The sequence below is a fragment of the Corynebacterium sp. KPL2825 genome (assembly GCF_037908445.1).
GTDB classification, from domain to species: Bacteria; Actinomycetota; Actinomycetes; order Mycobacteriales; family Mycobacteriaceae; genus Corynebacterium; species Corynebacterium kefirresidentii.
In genome coordinates, this window is record NZ_JBBMGI010000006.1 from 126,826 (window position 1) to 142,942 (window position 16,117).

Here is a 16,117-nt window from a genome sequence, read left to right on the forward strand (position 1 = left end):
GAATCCTAAATTCCTGTGCGATAATTTTTCTTATGAATGGCCACCTTCTGGTATCGATCTCCAGCATCTTTGATGACACACGGAAGCAGGCTAGCCGGCTCCTCTCGATCCTTGATCGAGAGGAGATTCCTGTTTCCCTGCTTATTGCCCCGCATATCGACGGCAACTGGCACCTTGCGAAAGATAAAGACACCAAAAGCTGGCTCCGAGACCAAGCCGATGCCGGCCGCATACTCATCCTCAACGGTTTCGACCGCTCGGTGCAGGGACGTCGTGCAGAGTTTGCGAATCTCGACTCCCACGAGGCAAAGCTGCGACTCGCGGGTGCGACCCGTCAGATGGCCAAGATCGGCTTCGAACCCACAATTTTCGCCCCGCCGCGCTGGCGCATGTCTCCCGGCACCCTGCAGGTATTGCCACAGTTTAAGTTTGAGGTGGCAGCCTCTACCCGCGGTGTTTTGCAGATCAATTCCGGCAAATTCCACCAGGCCCGTAACTTGTCCTTTGGCGAGGGCTTTGGCTCCGCTAAGTGGTGGCGCAAGAACATCATTCGTGCAGCAGAGAGGTCCGCGCAGCGCGGCAATACCGTTCGCCTGTCCGTGTCCGGCCGCAACCTAGATGACCGCAAGGTGATCCATGACTTCGTCAAAGCTGCCGACCGGGCTATTAACGCTGGGGCGACCCCTGCCGATTATGGCGCCTTCCTGCCAAATTAGGGAGCGCATTCCCTCGTCAGAGGTTCTGCGAACAAAAGTGGCGGGGATGGTTGGTGGTGTCTATGTCCGGTAGCACGATTTCGTCCATCTAATACCCTGTTTCCGTCAACGGTTGTAGTGTTTTAGATGGACGAAATCGTTGAAATCGCAAAAATTAAGACCCCGCACGCTTAGGATTTCTCCGAAGCGAGCGGGGTCTGCGTCTGTGGGCGATTAGCGCTGCAGGCTGGTGATGAAGTTCTTTACTTCTTGCGGCAGCATGCCCCAGATCGGGGCCGGGATGGCCTTCTGGAGATTGCCGGTCACAGCGAGGAAGCCGGGGATGGCGACGAGGCCGGCGATAGCCGCGATGGCAGCGGCGATACCGGCGCCGACAGAGCTAGTGCTGGAGTTGGAACCGAAGCCAGGCTTACCGGGCTTTTCTGACGGCTTGTCCTCTGGCTTATCGGAAGGTTCATCGGAAGGCTTATCCGCCGGATCATCTGCAGGATCATCCGCAGGATCGTCTGGCTGGCCGGCGGAGTCGTCCGCACCGAGGGTGAAACCGACCTTGACTGGGTCATGGTCAGAGGCGCGGAACGGGGAGTCATCGTAGAAGTCGACGATATTGTAGTTGCGGCGGGAATACTCGAAGGCGACGGGTTCGTCGGCATTGATGTTCCAGACTTGGGCGTCGTCAAGCGTGCCGGTGGCTACCTTGTTTGCCAGCACGTGGTCCAAGGTGCCAAGCAGGCCGGAGAACTGGTAGGAGGGATCGGCACCATATTTTTCGGCGGGCACGGTAAAGCCATCGTTGCGGAAGACGTCGAGCGCGGTCTCGTGAGTATAGGTATTGAAATCGCCTAGGGCGAAAAGCGGCTTATCCTTCCAGTCTTCCTGCTTGTGGAGGGCATCGAGGACGGCCTGTGCCTGCGCGTTGCGCACGTTCGGGTTATTGCCCTGGCCATCGCCGGAATCGGCATCGCCCTTGGCCACCGAGCCCTTGGACTTGAAATGGTTGGCCACGGCAACGAAGGACTCCTCGCCCTCCTTTAGCGGTTGGAATTCCTGGGCAAGAGGCTCGCGGGCGGTGCCGGTGAAGCGATCGTCCTGGAAGATGCGGGACTCGCCGACAGGCTTCACCACATCCTTGTGGTAGATAAACGCGGTGCGGATGACATCCGGGGAGTCTGGTACGGCGTCCTTGGACGGGGAAGGAACGAAGGCCCACTTATCGGAGCCGGCGGCCTCATTGAGCTTTTCCGTCAGGTGCTTGAGTGCCTTATCGCGCTGGGCAAAGTCACCGGTGACAGCGTAGCCATCTTCGATTTCGGAAAGGCCGATGACATCGGCATCGAGGCCGTTGATGGCCGCGACAATCTTGCGTTCCTGGTCCGCGAGTGCGGATTGGGTATAGGCGCCGCGGGTCTTACCGCGGTTGACCGTGACCTTATTGCCCTCGCGGTCGGTGTAGGCGCTGCCGCCGAGTTCCTCGCCCAGGGAGGTGAAGTAATTCAAAACGTTGAAGGCGCCGATGGTGTATTCGCCCTTGACGTCATCGATGGCGTGCAGCTCAGCCTCGCGGGAGTTCTCCCAAGAGATGGGCAGGTCTGCGCCCGCGGTGTTGCCGGTGACTGGGGTAGTGGGCTGGAAGCGCCACTGCTCGTGAGAAAAGCCTACGATGACCGGGTGCTGGAAAGAGACGGTATCGGTGGTACGCAGGGACTTGATGGTGTGGGCATCATCCTGGGCGATATACGGCAGCGGGGTATTCTGGTCGGTCTTTAAGTAGTCGCGGGTGCGGCCATCGTCCAAGGTGACCAGTTTATCGGCGTTGTCCTTGGTCAGCTTCTGGATATCGGAATTGGGATCCGTGGAAGGGGAGAAGATATCGGAAGGCTGGCGGAAGGCTTCCTTGCCAGGGGCAAGGCCAATCTCGCCGTACTGGTTGAGAGCGTAGTTATTGGTTACGGTGTGCTCGCCGGGCTGGATGAGCATGTGCTCGAAGGGCTCGCGGGCCTCGTTGCCATCAGGAAGCTGGTCGACCTTCAGTGGGGTGACCTTCTCTAGCGGGGCATCGAGCTGCGTGACCTCGGCGGCGGTGATTTGGGTGGAACCATAGAACTCGGAGACCTTGCCGGTGACCGCAACGGAATCCTCGAGGTCCGGGTACTGGTCGGCTGGCTTATCACCCATGTACACGAAGAGGGCCTGGGAGGCGTCGGAAGCCTCGGCGCCGGTGCCGCCCGTCTGGATGGTGAAGCCATTGAGGCCACCCTCGCTCCACACGCCGGTGACAACACCCTCGGTGGTAACGGTCTGGTCCGTGAGCGGGGACTCAGCGCCGGTGCCTTGGATATCCGCGATGGCGGTCACGCCCTCGGGAGCTGGCTGCTCGGGCTCGGCCGGATCCTCAGGCTGAGGGGAGGGAGCCTTATTACCGGTATTAGTCGGGGTGGGAGCGCCACTGGTGAAGTCGGCGGCATTGTCATCGGTATCGGTGCCCTCGGCGTCGCGAGAGGCGGATTTGGCATTGGACAGACCCGCAGCAGCGGTGCCCTCCTTGAGGGAAGCGGCGCCGTAGCCGATGGCATCGATGGGGGATCCGGTGGCGTCGGCAAGCTGCACGGAGCCCTTGGAACCGGACATGTTGAGGTTGCCCTCGGCATCTGGGGTAGGCAGTGCATCGCCCGCTCCATTGCCGGCCGCTCCCTGCACGAGGTAGTAGCCATGCGGGGCGATGGTGCCCGAAAGCACTACCTTGCCGCCCGTGTTGCCGGAGGCGGAGAAATACTCCACGGTATAGCCGCTCAGGTCAATCGGGGCATCGGTGGGGTTATAGAGCTCGATGAAGTCATGGGTGAAGGCAGCGCCCTTATTGCCACCGCCCCCGTAGACCTCTGAGATGACTGCGGCGGAGCCGTCGGTGGCAGCCGTGGCAGTGGGTACAGCAAGGGCGGCAGTAGACAAGGCGGTGGCGAGCGCCAGCGCACCTAGGCGACGAGAAGACATAGATTCAACCTTAAATGAGAGCGATAGTGTGCGATGTCTATTAGTAGATCGCCGCGCCGGGGCGGGGTGGAGCGCACGCCGGAGTTTGCCAGAGCGTTGTTTGAGGTTCACGTAGAGTTTGCCCAAGCGGGGTGAAACCCACACTGCGGGGGTGAGTCTAGGTAAAAGCAGGGGGTGCCAACTAAACTAAGCCGCGCAGACCAAAGCCCCATACAGTAAGGCAATATTTTCATGGCTCGTGTAGTTGTCAATGTCATGCCCAAGGCGGAAATTCTGGATCCGCAGGGCCAAGCCGTCGTCCGCGCGCTGGGTCGCATCGGGGTATCCGGTGTCAGCGATGTGCGCCAGGGAAAGCGCTTCGAAATCGAGGTCGACGACTCTGTAACCGCAGAGGACCTAGATAAGGTAGCCGCCACACTGCTGGCCAATACCGTCATCGAGGACTACGAGGTTGTTGGGCTGGAGGTCAAGTAAGTGGCCGCAACAATCGGAGTAATCACTTTCCCCGGAACCCTGGATGATGTGGATGCCGCTCGCGCAGCCCGCACCGCCGGCGCAGAGGTGAAAAGCCTCTGGCACGCAGATAGCGATCTGCACGGCGTGGATGCGGTCGTAGTGCCGGGCGGTTTTTCTTATGGTGACTACCTGCGTTCGGGCGCTATTTCCGCGCTTGCGCCGGTGATGCAGTCCGTTATTGACCGTTCGAAGCAGGGCATGCCGGTGCTTGGCATTTGCAATGGCTTCCAGATTTTGACCGAGGCGGGCCTGCTGCCGGGCGCGCTGACCCGCAATAAGGGCCTGCACTTCCACTGCACCGATACCTACCTGGAGGTGGCCAATTCCACCACCGCATGGACCAGCGAGTTTGAGCAGGGCCAGAAGATTTTGGTGCCGGCCAAGCACGGTGAGGGCCGCTTCCAGGCCGGCGATGATGACATTGCCCGCATCGAAGGCGAGGGCCGCGTGGTCTTCCGCTATACCGATAACTACAACGGCTCTGTCAACGGCATTGCCGGTGTCAGCGATGAATCTGGCCGCATCGTGGGCCTCATGCCGCACCCAGAGCACGCCATTGACACGCTGACCGGCCCATCCACCGACGGACTGGGACTTTTCGTATCCGCCATCAAGGCCGTCGCCCAGGCGCCGGCGGTTTAAGGAGGCCACTTTAATGACCGTTCATAATGACACCGTAGAAAAGGCACAGTCCACCCCGGATGAGCAGCAGCCCTACGCGGAGCTCGGCCTGAAGGATGACGAGTACCAGCGCATCCACGATATTCTGGGCCGCCGCCCTACCGATGCGGAGCTGACCATGTACTCCGTTATGTGGTCCGAGCACTGCTCCTATAAGTCTTCCAAGACGCACCTGCGTTATTTTGGCGAGACCATGACCGAGGAGATGGGGGAGAAGATCCTCGCCGGCATCGGTGAGAACGCCGGCGTGGTGGATATTGGCGACGGCAACGCGGTGACCTTCCGCGTGGAGTCCCACAATCACCCCTCCTACGTGGAGCCCTACCAGGGTGCGGCCACCGGCGTGGGCGGCATCGTGCGCGACATCATGGCCATGGGCGCTCGCCCGATTGCCGTGATGGACCAGCTGCGCTTTGGGCCTGCCGACGCCCCCGATACCAAGCGCGTCCTGCCCGGTGTGGTCTCCGGCATTGGCGGCTACGGAAACTCCCTGGGTTTGCCCAATATTGGTGGCGAGACCGTCTTTGATGAGACCTACGCGGGTAACCCACTGGTCAACGCCCTGTGTGTGGGCACCCTCAAGGTGGAGGACCTCAAGCTGGCCTTTGCGTCCGGCAAGGGCAATAAGGTCATGCTCTTCGGCTCCCGCACCGGTTTGGACGGCATTGGCGGTGTTTCCGTGCTGGCCTCCGATACCTTCGAGGACGGCGCCGAGCGTAAGCTGCCGGCCGTACAGGTAGGCGACCCCTTCGCGGAGAAGGTGCTTATCGAGTGCTGCCTCGATCTCTACCACGCCGGCGTGGTCGTAGGTATCCAGGATCTCGGCGGTGCGGGCTTGGCCTGTGCTACCTCGGAGCTGGCAGCGGCCGGCGATGGCGGCATGGAGGTCAACCTCGATAATGTTCCGCTGCGTGCGAAGGACATGACCGCGGCTGAGATCCTCGCCTCCGAGTCCCAGGAGCGCATGTGCGCCGTTGTGTCTCCGGAGAACGTGGAGAAGTTCCGCGAAATCTGCGCGCACTGGGATGTAACCTGCGCCGAGATCGGCGAGGTCACCGAGGGCAATCACCTGGTTATCCGCCACCAGGGTGAGGTCGTCGTGGATGCTCCCGCCGGCACCATCGCGGACGAAGCCCCGGTCTACGAGCGCCCCTATGCCCGCCCGGAGTGGCAGGACGAGCTGCAGAAGTACCAGGGCACCGACAAGCGTGGTCTGGTGGAATCCCTGCAGAAGCTCGTCTCCTCCCCGTCGCTGTGCTCACGCGATTTCATCATGAACCAGTATGACCGCTACGTGCGCGGCAATACCGTCCAGTCCCACCATGCGGATGCCGGCGTGCTGCGCATCGATGAGGAGACCGGCCGCGGCGTGGCCGTGTCCGCCGATGCATCCGGCCGCTACACCAAGCTGGATCCGAACATGGGCGCCCGCCTCGCGCTGGCGGAGGCCTACCGCAACGTGGCCGTCACCGGCGCCAAGCCCGTCGCGATTACCAACTGCCTAAACTACGGCTCCCCGGAGAACCCCGACGTTATGTGGCAGTTCCGCGAGTCAGTGCATGGGCTTGCCGACGCCGCCGTGGAGCTTTCCATCCCCGTCTCCGGCGGCAATGTATCCTTCTACAACCAGACCGGCGAGGAGCCGATCCTGCCCACCCCGGTGGTCGGCGTGCTGGGCGTTATCGATGACGTGCACAAGGCCATTGGCAATGAGCTCGGCACCGTAGGTGAAAAGGAAGTTCTCATCGCCCTAGGTGAGACCAAGGACGAGTTCGGCGGCTCCATCTGGCAGCAGGTGAGCGCCGATACCTCCGAGGCTTCCTCCCTCAATGGCCTGCCGCCGCAGGTGGACATGGCCAACGAGAAGCGCCTGGCCGAGTTCTTCCACGGCAATGAGCTGCTTACCGCCGCGCATGACCTGTCCGAAGGTGGCCTAGCAGTAGCCGCTTTTGAGATGGCTAAGCGCGCTGGTGCGACTGCCGACGGCGCCGGCCTCGGCCTCAACCTGGACCTTTCGGCAGTCCACGAGGATGAATTTGTCGCCGCCTTCTCCGAGTCTGCCTCCCGCGTGCTCGTGGCCACCACCGCCGACCGCGCCGATCAGGTGCTTGCCCGCGCCGGCGAGCTGGGCATCCCAGCCGCCATAGTGGGTGAGACCACCGAAACCGGCGCCCTTACCCTCGGCGGCGAGTCCGTCGCCATCTCCCAGTTGGTCGCCGCCTGGTCCGCCACCCTGCCGGACCTCTTCGACCACGCTGTGGGCGCTAACTCTGTAGTGGAGTAAAAACTCCCGGCGTTGGACAAACGCAACTAAGCGACAATGCGGAAAGCCCGGCTTCGGCCGGGCTTTAATTCTCGTTAGGAGCAGTGACAAAGGCTAAGAACAGCGTCGGGACGAGTTCTTTTCAATCATTTTCCTTTCAGGCAACCTTTCCGTAACGTCAGCGGCCTACCGTGAGTGTGTCCCTCTTCAAGATATCCACTACTCATGGAAGCCAACGTCCAATGCGTATACGTACTCTCGCTCTTATTGCCGCCGTTGCGTGTTCTGGTGTAACAGTGCCAGCCACGGCCGCCGAGCATGGTTCCTATTACTCCACCAAGCAGCACTATGAACCGCAGGGGCGGGAGTATTCCGAAGCTCCCGCAGGATTCCGACAGATCTATACCTCCACGGTGGACCGGCATGGCTCGCGTGGGCTGTCTAGCTTTAAGTATGACGACCTCGCGCAGCAGATGCTGGAGTATGCCCAGGAGCGTGGTGAGCTCACGGATTTAGGAGAAAAGCTCATTCCGCAGGTAGAAGCGATGATTTCCGTGAATGAGGAATTGGCCGGTGGCGCCGGACAAGACGCCGGATACGGAAACCTCACCGCAGTTGGGCGGGAAGAACTGCGGGGGATTGGTCAGCGCAATGCGCAACGCAATGCTGAGCTTATGCACAGCATCGACAGGGACGACTCAAAAGTGAAATTCATCTCTTCGGGTGAGGACCGCGCTAATGACTCTGGTTGGAATTTCGGTGCGGCGTGGCTGAAGGAAGCTCCCACTCTTGCTGACAACCTCGTGGACGGAACCAACGATGGTCATGTCACCATCGAGCCACGCACTGACCTGATGTATGCGCATAAAGATAAGAAGTCACCGTCGTACGAAAAATATTCGGCGTGGAAAGACTCACCGCAGCTACAGGAAAAGATCCAGGAAGCTTATTCCAAGCCGGCCTCCCAAGAAGCATCGCAGGAGTTGCTGTCCAAGATTTTCACCTCGGATTTTATCGATGAGTTAAAAGATGGGGCCATTTCATTTAGCGCCCGTGAAAAGGATGGCAAGACAGTAGAAGGAATAGTGGACGCCGCGCTGCAGTTCTACAACCTGTACATCATTGCTCCAGCACTTGCTGATGAGGAGAAAACCCCTGCTGAGGGGTGGATATTTGATCAGTACATGGACGATGCGAGCGGGCCTACCTTTGCATACCTATTGGATGTAGAAGACTTCTATGAGAAGGGGCCGGCTATCGAGGGTCGCACTGTTTCTTACGACAATTATGAGCCACTGCTTGAGGAAATGATTGAGGGCGTACAGGATCGCGCGGCCGGTGGTGATATAGCTGCGGAATATAGGTTTGGTCACGCGGAAACCATCATTCCGCTCGCCGCATTGCTGAAAACGCCTGGCTCAGAGAATGGAGTTCCCGCAGGAGAGCTCTACACCTGGCAGAACTCGGATTGGCGTGGTGACGAGGTCTCCCCAATGGGAGCAAATATCCAGTGGGATGCCTTCCAGAATGACAATGGCGAGACCCTCGTGCGCATGCTGTACAACGAGAAGGAAATTCCCTTCAAGGAGGGGTGTGAGCCAATAAGTGAGGGCTCGACGTTTTATACCATCGATGAGCTGTCCGCTTGTCTGCCGCTTGGTTCTGTCTCTGACCACTCTCAAGCTCATATTGATTCCACCGCGGACAGCGGGTACAAGCCACAAACAGGAAGTAGCGTTGCCTCTTCACAGTCGAAGATGTGGGCGGTAGTTGGTGCCCTCGTCAGCATACTGACTATTGCAGTTGGAACTGTGTACATTAACCGGCAGCAGATAGAAAGTCTGCTACATAAGTTCGGCATCCAACTTCCCTTTTAGTAACGGCAAGATATTACTGAGGGGGGCGACAAACTGGGAAGCTCTCCTCGAATCACCGCTTAGTGGCGGCTTCCGAAAGGCACAGCCTCCCATATGGTTTCCATAGTTCAATGGAACCGCAAGCAGGCTCGCTACAGCTCTAGGTCTAGCGCCATTGCAGCCTTTAGTGCTCGGCTGGGCCTAGTGTGTGTCGTCCTTTCGGATTTCGACCTTGAAGTATGTCCGCAGCGCAACGGGGAACCAATTCCGGACTACGTAACCTTTAACAACATCGCTCTAGCGGATACCTTCCAAATTCACGAAGACGGCGACATTCCGGACCTCAACGTCTTCCGCGAAAACAACGCCACCATTGAGCGCCAGAAGAAGGCACCCATCAACGTAGTTATTGGCAACCCGCCATATTCCGCCGGCCAAAAGTCCGCCAATGATATAAACGCCAACCAGAAATACCCGGGGTTGGATAAGCGCATTGCAGAGACTTACGCTGTGAAATCCACGGCGACGCCTCAGCGAACCCTCTACGATTCCTATTTGCGAGCTTTCCGCTGGGCACCGACCGCATCGGCGACCAGGAGGTAGTAGCCTTCGTGTCCAATGGCGGGTGGATCGACGGCAATACGGGTGATGGTGTGCGCTTATCGATGGCCGAGGATTTCACGGACCTTTATATTTTTAACCTTCGCGGCAACCAACGTACCGCTGGCGAACAGTCCCGCAAAGAAGGCGGCAAAGTCTTCGGCTCTGGTTCCCGCAACTCCGTGGCTATCACCGTCGGTATCAAAGACTGGTTTCCAGCTTCACTACCGAGACATTAGTGACTATCTGACAGTCGAAGAAAAGCTTGGGATCGTCGACTCCTCCGCGATTGAAACCATTGACTGGCAGTCCATTGAACCAAATGAAGAGGGTGACTGGTTGCACCAGCACTCTGAAGAATTTGAAAAGTGGCCGGTACTGGGGGCAAAAGCCAAACAAGATTTCTATTTTCAAGGATTATAGTCTGGGCCTCGCTACAGGCCGAGATGCTTGGGTTACAGGGGGAGTCCAAAGCCGTAGTATTCGAAAAGCGGTGATGACATCTTCCACTTTGTGTACGGAAAGTTGCATGACTCGGGCTATCGCACGAAGAATGCGGCGGATTTGAAGAAGATGCTGCCGCATATTGAAACGCCATCCTCGCGTGCGGAGTTCGACAAGTTTGCTGCGGCTGGTAAAGAATTAATGGACCTGCACGTGGACTACGAGTCCGTGGAGCCGTGGCCGCTGGATATTCAGGTCAAGGGTGATGAGTCTGACCGTGAGACGTGGCGCGTTAAGAAGATGATATGGGCCAAGCGCAAGGACCCGGAGACAGGCAAAAACGTCAATGACGTGACCAAGCTGATCTACAACAGGCAGGTGACCATCGGTGGTATTCCTGCGGAGGCGGATGAGTATATGCTTGGCTCGCGCTCAGCTCTCGCCTGGCTGATTGACCGTTACCAGGTTAAGAAAGACAAGGCCTCCGGTATTGTTAATGACCCGAAGGATTGGGCCGATGAGGTGGGCAATCCGCGCTGCATCGTGGACCTAATTGGCAAGGTCACGCGCGTAGCGATGGAGACGGTACGCATTGTTGATGGGCTGGTAGAGGAAGGTTCTGCTGTGGAAAGTTAGCAGCATTTCGAGGCGATTTTCCTTGAATCCCTCCGGCTGCGTCCGTAGACTTACGGTATCGTAGGTTTCTTGTTCGGGTTCGTTGCGGCTAGCAGAAGGGAAGTACCTCGTGGCACAGATTCATGCGGATAGCGCGCCGGGGCCGGGCCTTGTCCAGCGCACGTACTGGATGGCCGACCGCGGTCCCAGGCCGCTAAGCCGTGGCTGGGGACATGCGATTGCAGCATTGCTGTCGGTGATTGCCTCCACCGTGCTCATTACCTATGCATGGATGACGCTGCACTGGTGGCAGGGGCTTGGCGTGACTGTCTACGGCGTGGGGCTGGTGGGGCTTTTTGGCGTCTCAGCGCTTTATCACCGCTATCCGTGGGCGAGCGCGCGTGCCGTGCAGTGGTGGCGGCGGGCGGATCACGCGACCATCTCGGTGTTTATTGCGGCGACGTATACGCCGCTGTGCCTCATCGTGTTATCGCCGGTACAGGCGGCATGGATGCTAGGCGTTGCCTGGGCAGGAGCGATTCTCGGCGCGATTTTGAACCTGGTGTGGATTGGCCACCCGCGCTGGTTGGACGTGGTGGTTTACCTAGCGCTGGGCTGGTTGGTGCTGCCGCTCTTGCCCACGCTGTGGACGCAAGCCGGCGCGGCCGTCGTCTGGCTGCTCGTTGCCGGCGGCGTGGTTTATTCGCTCGGTGCGCTGGTCTATGGCTTTAAGTGGCCAGGGCGCAACGCACGCTACTACGGCTACCACGAGCACTTCCACACCGCGACGATTGCGGCGGCGGTGGTGCACCTGGTTGCGGTGTGGATGGTCGTCGTCTAGGGGTAGGTCGACTATTAGCACGTCTATCTCCTCCACCCAGGAATTGCCGGACTGCCTGTAAACTCCTTTTTAGATGGAAGGGGGGTACACATACTGACGCCGCTACGGTGGGTATTCACCTAGAAGTCATGAGACTCGAAAACTCAGCGTGCTTTTGCCCAGCCGATCACGGCTGCGCCGATAGTAGCCCACATGACGTGGACAAGAAGCAGCACTAGAAGGGCGGCGCTGATGGTATCCATCCATCCCATGCCCAACGTCAGTGCCGCAGGTTGGGTGGACAAAGTATGACTACCAAGACAGCAGGTACCTACGGGAAATGTACTAGCCCACCACGTGGGGTTATAAGACATGGGGGTGCTTCCTAGGGCCGCTCCCCAGTGCTTGCTCATGGCGTAAATGGCCAGCGGGATGCCAAGCCCGAGCATCGCTACACCGTAGACCATTGCGCGGAAGTGCCATTGTTCACCTGCAAGCAATTGTGCTCCCGCGGTAGATTGGCCTACCAGCCCGAGCGGGATCCAAGCAGTGGCAGCGAAGCTGGTAGGAATTTTCGGAATGGTACGCAGGTAAACGAAGGCGAATGTAGGCAATCCTGTAAGCCAAGCCAATGCAAAACTGATTACGCCAATGCTGTGGACTATCGATCCCCACTCGCCGGCATGCGGTGCCAACTGAGCTGAGGAGGTAGCCGCAACCATGGGGGCAACCAGCGGTAGTCCCCAGGTGAAAGCGGGGGCTGACGGGCGATCGCAGATGAGAAACACGAGAAAACGGATGCACGTCACCGCGCCGAGAACCGTTCCTATTGCCCAGCACAAGGTATGAACCGACCAGGCATCATAAATGAGGGAGTAGGCGCTACCCAAAGAAAGTATGCCCATAGATACCATGCCCCAAGCAGGCATGTCGGCGGCGTAAAATCCCGGATTATGGTGCTTTAGAAACCCAAATACGAGTGATATAGCAAGAATTGTTACAACCCCAAGCATGGCTTTCGAGGGGGCCGAGCCTAATAGGGGAGTTACGTGTACGTCGATAAGAGTAGAAGAGATTCCGAGGCCCATAACGGCCCCGGCCCAGCCTGGGCCGAGCGGGGGAAGGTCTATCTCGTTCTGAATTTTTAACATGCGCTTGAGGCTAAGCTTTACGGCAGAATTGCGGGAGGGCGTTCATTCTGGACGGGGTTACAATGAAAATATGTACCCCTCGCGAATCGGTAGTAGTGATGACTTTTTACCAGTTCGGCGCGGATTTGTCCCCGATGCCCAGACAGTCGACGCCGTACTTGCTGTGGCACGGTATGGGGGTATGAATCAGGCCGCCATACACCTGAATGTCTCCCAACAGTCGGTGAGTAATCGCATTGCCAATTTTGAAAGGCATCTAAATCAACGCATTTTTTGGCGTGGAGCTGCGGGTAGTTTTACTACGGAAGTCGGCTCCCAGGTTGTCCGGGTACTCGAGGTGCTAGAGGGTGCCTTGAACGACTGCGCGCGTGGTCTTGAGAGAGCCATCGGTGAAGGCGTCACCGAGGAAATTAAATTGGTGGTCTCGCATACAGTCGCCGAGGTAGATTACCCGCGCTGGGCTGCGGCGTTTCAACGTGCTCACCCGAAAACTTTTCTGCGTATGCGCCAGCTCAATAGCCGGGAGGCCCAGCGCTACGTAGTACAGGGATTGGCGGAATTGGCCATTGTGGAAGGCAACTGGGTATCCCATGAATTGCAACAGCGTGTAGCCGGACACGATGAACTCGTTGTTGTCGTCCCCGCAGGCCATCACTGGGCTCGGGTGGATAACCGAAATGAAGCTGGGACTTCTACAGTTTCAGCACCATTGAAGGGGATGGCTGCAGTAACTAAGGAGGAGCTGCAGACTACTCCTTTGGTTCTGCGTGAGCAGGGAAGCGGCACGCGGGAGGTAGTAGAGGACATTCTGGGGTCACTCGCTCCTCCTGCAGGAGAATTTGGATCTCTGGGGGCGCAACGCGCTGCTATAGGTGCCTTAGGCGCTCCAGGGGTTATAGCCAGGCGAGCAGTGGAGTCGCAGTTGGCCACCGGTGAGTATATAGAGGTTCCGGTAGCTGAGATCAAGTTTGACCGGCCTCTACGTGTGGTGTGGAGCTCGCAGAACCGACTCCCAGAGCCGGCTCACCGGTTTCTTCGCTTCTTGGCGGACTATGCGGACGGGGACGAGGTCGAAACTAAGCGTGGCTGATGAAAACTCGTTCATTAATGTGGTGACTCCACCAGCCGGTGCTCCAAGGCGAGTGTTTATTCAGCGTGAGCGAAGAGATCCTCAGCATCGGTGCCGGTCGTAATCGCAGCGGCTAGCAGCATACGTGCTTGGGGCGCGCGCAGGGTGCCAGAGGAGATAACGCCGGCGTCGGCAAGCGTGGCACCGCCACCGGCTCCGCCGTAGATTCCCTCCACTGGGCCGTGGTCCACGCGGGTGGTGAGCACCACCGGAACCTTCTTGGCCGCGGCCTGAGCGGCCTGTGCTAGCTCGTCGCCGATATTGCCGGCGCCCATGCCCTCAATGACGATGCCTTCGGCGCCGCTGTCCAAGGAACGCTGGATGAGATCAGCCGGCGCACCGGGGTAGGCGGCGATAATATCGACGCGGGTATTGCCCAGTGGCTTAAACTTCAGAGCCTTCGGGCGCTGAGGCTGCTTCTCGCCATTGTTATTGGCAAAGCCATCGGCTTTGGACGTATCGGACTTGAAAGCGCCGCGGGCAGGAATGACCTGATCCGCAAAGGCGATAAACGTGCCGCGGCCCCTATTGGCGGGATCGGTGACGGTCTTCACCGCGAGCGCCAAGTTATCCGGGCCATCTGGATTCGGATCATCAAAGGGGCGCATTGCACCGGTTAAGGCCACCGGCTTCTCACTGTCTTGGAAGGTATCGACAGCGATGGCGGTCTCTTCCATGGAATCGGTGCCATGGGTTACCACAACACCATCGACGTCCTTGCGCTGCAGCTCCTTGTGTACGGCCGTGATAATGCTATCGGTATCGTCCAAGGTCATCGCGGAAGAATCCAGCTTAGCAATGTCTTTGACCTCTAACGTGAGTTTGTTGTTATCAAAGGTGCCAGAAAGCGGTTCCACCAACTTGGAGCCAGTAACGGTAGGCACCACCGCGCCAGTCTTATCGTGTGTGCTGGCGATAGTGCCGCCGGTAGAAAGGACCACCACGTGTCCCTCGGCGGTGGCGCGTGGGCCCTCGCTTTCCGTGGCGGAGGTTTCGGTTGCTTCTGTGGTCGCGGGCTCAGAACTGGTGGGGCTGTGCGAGGCGGAAGACTCGGGTGTGGTGGCCGAAGTTTCGTCCGCTGGGCGGTTATCCGGATTCTGGCAGGACGCCAAGAGGCAGGCCGAAGCTATCAGGGCAAGGCCGGTGCGTACCGACCGGCGCAAAGTTGGGGTGTGCATATTCCCTCGTTTCTGTGTGGATATAAGAGCAGACGGCAGGAAACCGTCGTCCGCGTATAAATCCATCTAAAGCATAAAGACGGGGTTGCCGCTGCCACTATGGACTTGCTAACACCGAAACGAGGGGAGAGCAGTTAATCGATGTGCTGATTTGTCGGCGCCACCACCAAAGGTTTTGGCGAGTACTTGGCGCGTAGCTCGCGCAGCACGGTGGCGTGCTCGGCCAAGCGCTTATCTTCCTCGGTACGCGGATGGAAGGGGCGGGCCACCTGTGGCTGACCATCATGATCGAGGGCGATATAGGCCACGGTGGCATGGATGGCGGTTTGCAAGTGCTCACGGCCGCCGCGGGGGTTGCCGGAGCGGACGTGGATGGACATCTGCATCGAGCGGGTATCGGTACGCATCATGCGGGCGTCGACCTCGATGAGGTCGCCGATGGAAATCGGGCGGTAGAAGCGGATGCCACCGGCATAGACAGCTACGGTGCGCTCGGCGGACCACTCCATGGTGCAGGCCGCACCGGCCTCATCGATCCATTGCATGGCGGTGCCGCCGTGGACCTTGCCGCCCCAGTTGACGTCGGTGGGCTTGGCTAGGAAGCGGTTGACCATGCGCGGGGCATCGGAAGGCCCGTCATAGGTTTGCTCTTCCATCTCCGCCTCGATGGCCTTGCGCAGCTCAATGCGGGACTTGGCTGCTTCTTCTACGCGGCACTGTTCATCGGTTTCCGGCACGAAGGGCGGCACCGGGGTGGACTTGCCAGTGGCAGGGTCCTTGGCTACGAAGATGACCAGGCAATCGCAGGCGCGAGTGAAGATGCCTTCGCGCGGGTCAGCCGAAAGCACCTCATTGACGATGTGCATGGAAGACCGGCCGGTCATGGCGATGCGCGAGCGTACCTCCACGATGTGCCCGGAGGGGATCGGCCGAGTGAAATGGATATGGCCCACGTATGCGGTCACGCAGTATTGGCCGGACCACTGCACGGCGCAGGCATAGGCGGCCTTATCAATCCATTCCAGGACGCGTCCGCCGCTGATGCCGGGGGCGCCGGCCATGGTGACGTCGGTTGGCGATGCCATAAAGCGCAGCGTCAGCGCCGGCGATTTCTGATTTTCCGCAACGGAAGGCGTAGGTGACATAAACAACAAGAT

The 16,117-nt window shown here is 59.0% G+C and carries 12 protein-coding genes and 1 pseudogene; 9 read left to right on the top strand and 4 right to left on the bottom strand.

Going from position 1 to position 16,117, the window contains the following annotated elements; genetic code table 11:
* The first annotated feature begins 32 nt into the window (after nt 1–32).
* A complete protein-coding gene (locus WMQ00_RS06480) occupies nt 33–716 on the top strand; it encodes a DUF2334 domain-containing protein (RefSeq protein WP_023019880.1) in 684 nt (227 codons plus the stop codon).
* A 213-nt stretch (nt 717–929) separates the two neighbouring features.
* On the opposite strand, the gene WMQ00_RS06485 is transcribed toward WMQ00_RS06480, so the two are convergent.
* Entirely contained in the window at nt 930–3,707 is a 2,778-nt protein-coding gene (locus tag WMQ00_RS06485; RefSeq protein WP_340440794.1) for an ExeM/NucH family extracellular endonuclease, read from the bottom strand.
* A gap of 231 nt (nt 3,708–3,938) precedes the next feature.
* Between WMQ00_RS06485 and purS the strand changes: the two genes are divergently transcribed.
* The 7 genes and pseudogenes from purS to trhA all read left to right on the top strand — a co-directional run bounded on the left by purS (nt 3,939) and on the right by trhA (nt 11,523).
* Nucleotides 3,939–4,181 (top strand): phosphoribosylformylglycinamidine synthase subunit PurS, encoded by a 243-nt coding sequence (gene purS / locus WMQ00_RS06490; RefSeq protein ID WP_049360085.1) that lies wholly within the window; start codon nt 3,939–3,941, stop codon nt 4,179–4,181.
* Nucleotides 4,182–4,865: a phosphoribosylformylglycinamidine synthase subunit PurQ gene (gene purQ, locus WMQ00_RS06495; RefSeq protein WP_239208389.1), complete on the top strand. Its 684-nt coding sequence runs from the start codon at nt 4,182–4,184 to the stop codon at nt 4,863–4,865.
* Nucleotides 4,866–4,878: 13 nt separating this feature from the next.
* Nucleotides 4,879–7,188, top strand: coding sequence for a phosphoribosylformylglycinamidine synthase subunit PurL (gene purL, locus WMQ00_RS06500; protein WP_340440795.1), 2,310 nt, complete (start codon nt 4,879–4,881; stop codon nt 7,186–7,188).
* A gap of 221 nt (nt 7,189–7,409) precedes the next feature.
* Complete coding sequence (locus tag WMQ00_RS06505) at nt 7,410–9,044, top strand: histidine-type phosphatase (protein ID WP_340440796.1); 1,635 nt, start codon at nt 7,410–7,412, stop codon at nt 9,042–9,044.
* A gap of 93 nt (nt 9,045–9,137) precedes the next feature.
* Nucleotides 9,138–9,626 carry a hypothetical protein gene (locus tag WMQ00_RS12005; protein ID WP_396127264.1) on the top strand — a complete coding sequence of 163 codons (489 nt, stop codon included), beginning with the start codon at nt 9,138–9,140 and terminating at the stop codon, nt 9,624–9,626.
* Nucleotides 9,614–10,703: pseudogene (locus WMQ00_RS06510) on the top strand (type ISP restriction/modification enzyme); the annotation flags it as partial. The gene WMQ00_RS12005 and the pseudogene WMQ00_RS06510, both read left to right, overlap by 13 nt.
* Nucleotides 10,704–10,812: 109 nt before the next feature.
* A complete protein-coding gene (gene trhA / locus WMQ00_RS06515) occupies nt 10,813–11,523 on the top strand; it encodes a PAQR family membrane homeostasis protein TrhA (RefSeq protein WP_445293060.1) in 711 nt (236 codons plus the stop codon).
* A gap of 143 nt (nt 11,524–11,666) precedes the next feature.
* On the opposite strand, the gene WMQ00_RS06520 is transcribed toward trhA, so the two are convergent.
* On the bottom strand, nt 11,667–12,653 hold the full coding sequence (locus WMQ00_RS06520) for an SLAC1 family transporter (protein WP_248100183.1): 987 nt from the start codon (nt 12,651–12,653) through the stop codon (nt 11,667–11,669).
* A gap of 70 nt (nt 12,654–12,723) precedes the next feature.
* Between WMQ00_RS06520 and WMQ00_RS06525 the strand changes: the two genes are divergently transcribed.
* Nucleotides 12,724–13,743, top strand: a complete 1,020-nt coding sequence (locus WMQ00_RS06525) for a LysR family transcriptional regulator (protein WP_259825240.1) — start codon at nt 12,724–12,726, stop codon at nt 13,741–13,743.
* Between the two features lie 56 nt (nt 13,744–13,799).
* Here WMQ00_RS06525 and WMQ00_RS06530 read toward each other — a convergent pair whose 3' ends face one another.
* Together WMQ00_RS06530 and WMQ00_RS06535 are read right to left on the bottom strand one after the other, a co-directional pair.
* On the bottom strand, nt 13,800–14,960 hold the full coding sequence (locus WMQ00_RS06530; protein WP_248100185.1) for an asparaginase: 1,161 nt from the start codon (nt 14,958–14,960) through the stop codon (nt 13,800–13,802).
* Nucleotides 14,961–15,094: 134 nt separating this feature from the next.
* Nucleotides 15,095–16,105, bottom strand: coding sequence for an acyl-CoA thioesterase (locus WMQ00_RS06535; RefSeq protein ID WP_248100187.1), 1,011 nt, complete (start codon nt 16,103–16,105; stop codon nt 15,095–15,097).
* Between the last annotated feature and the right edge of the window lie 12 nt (nt 16,106–16,117).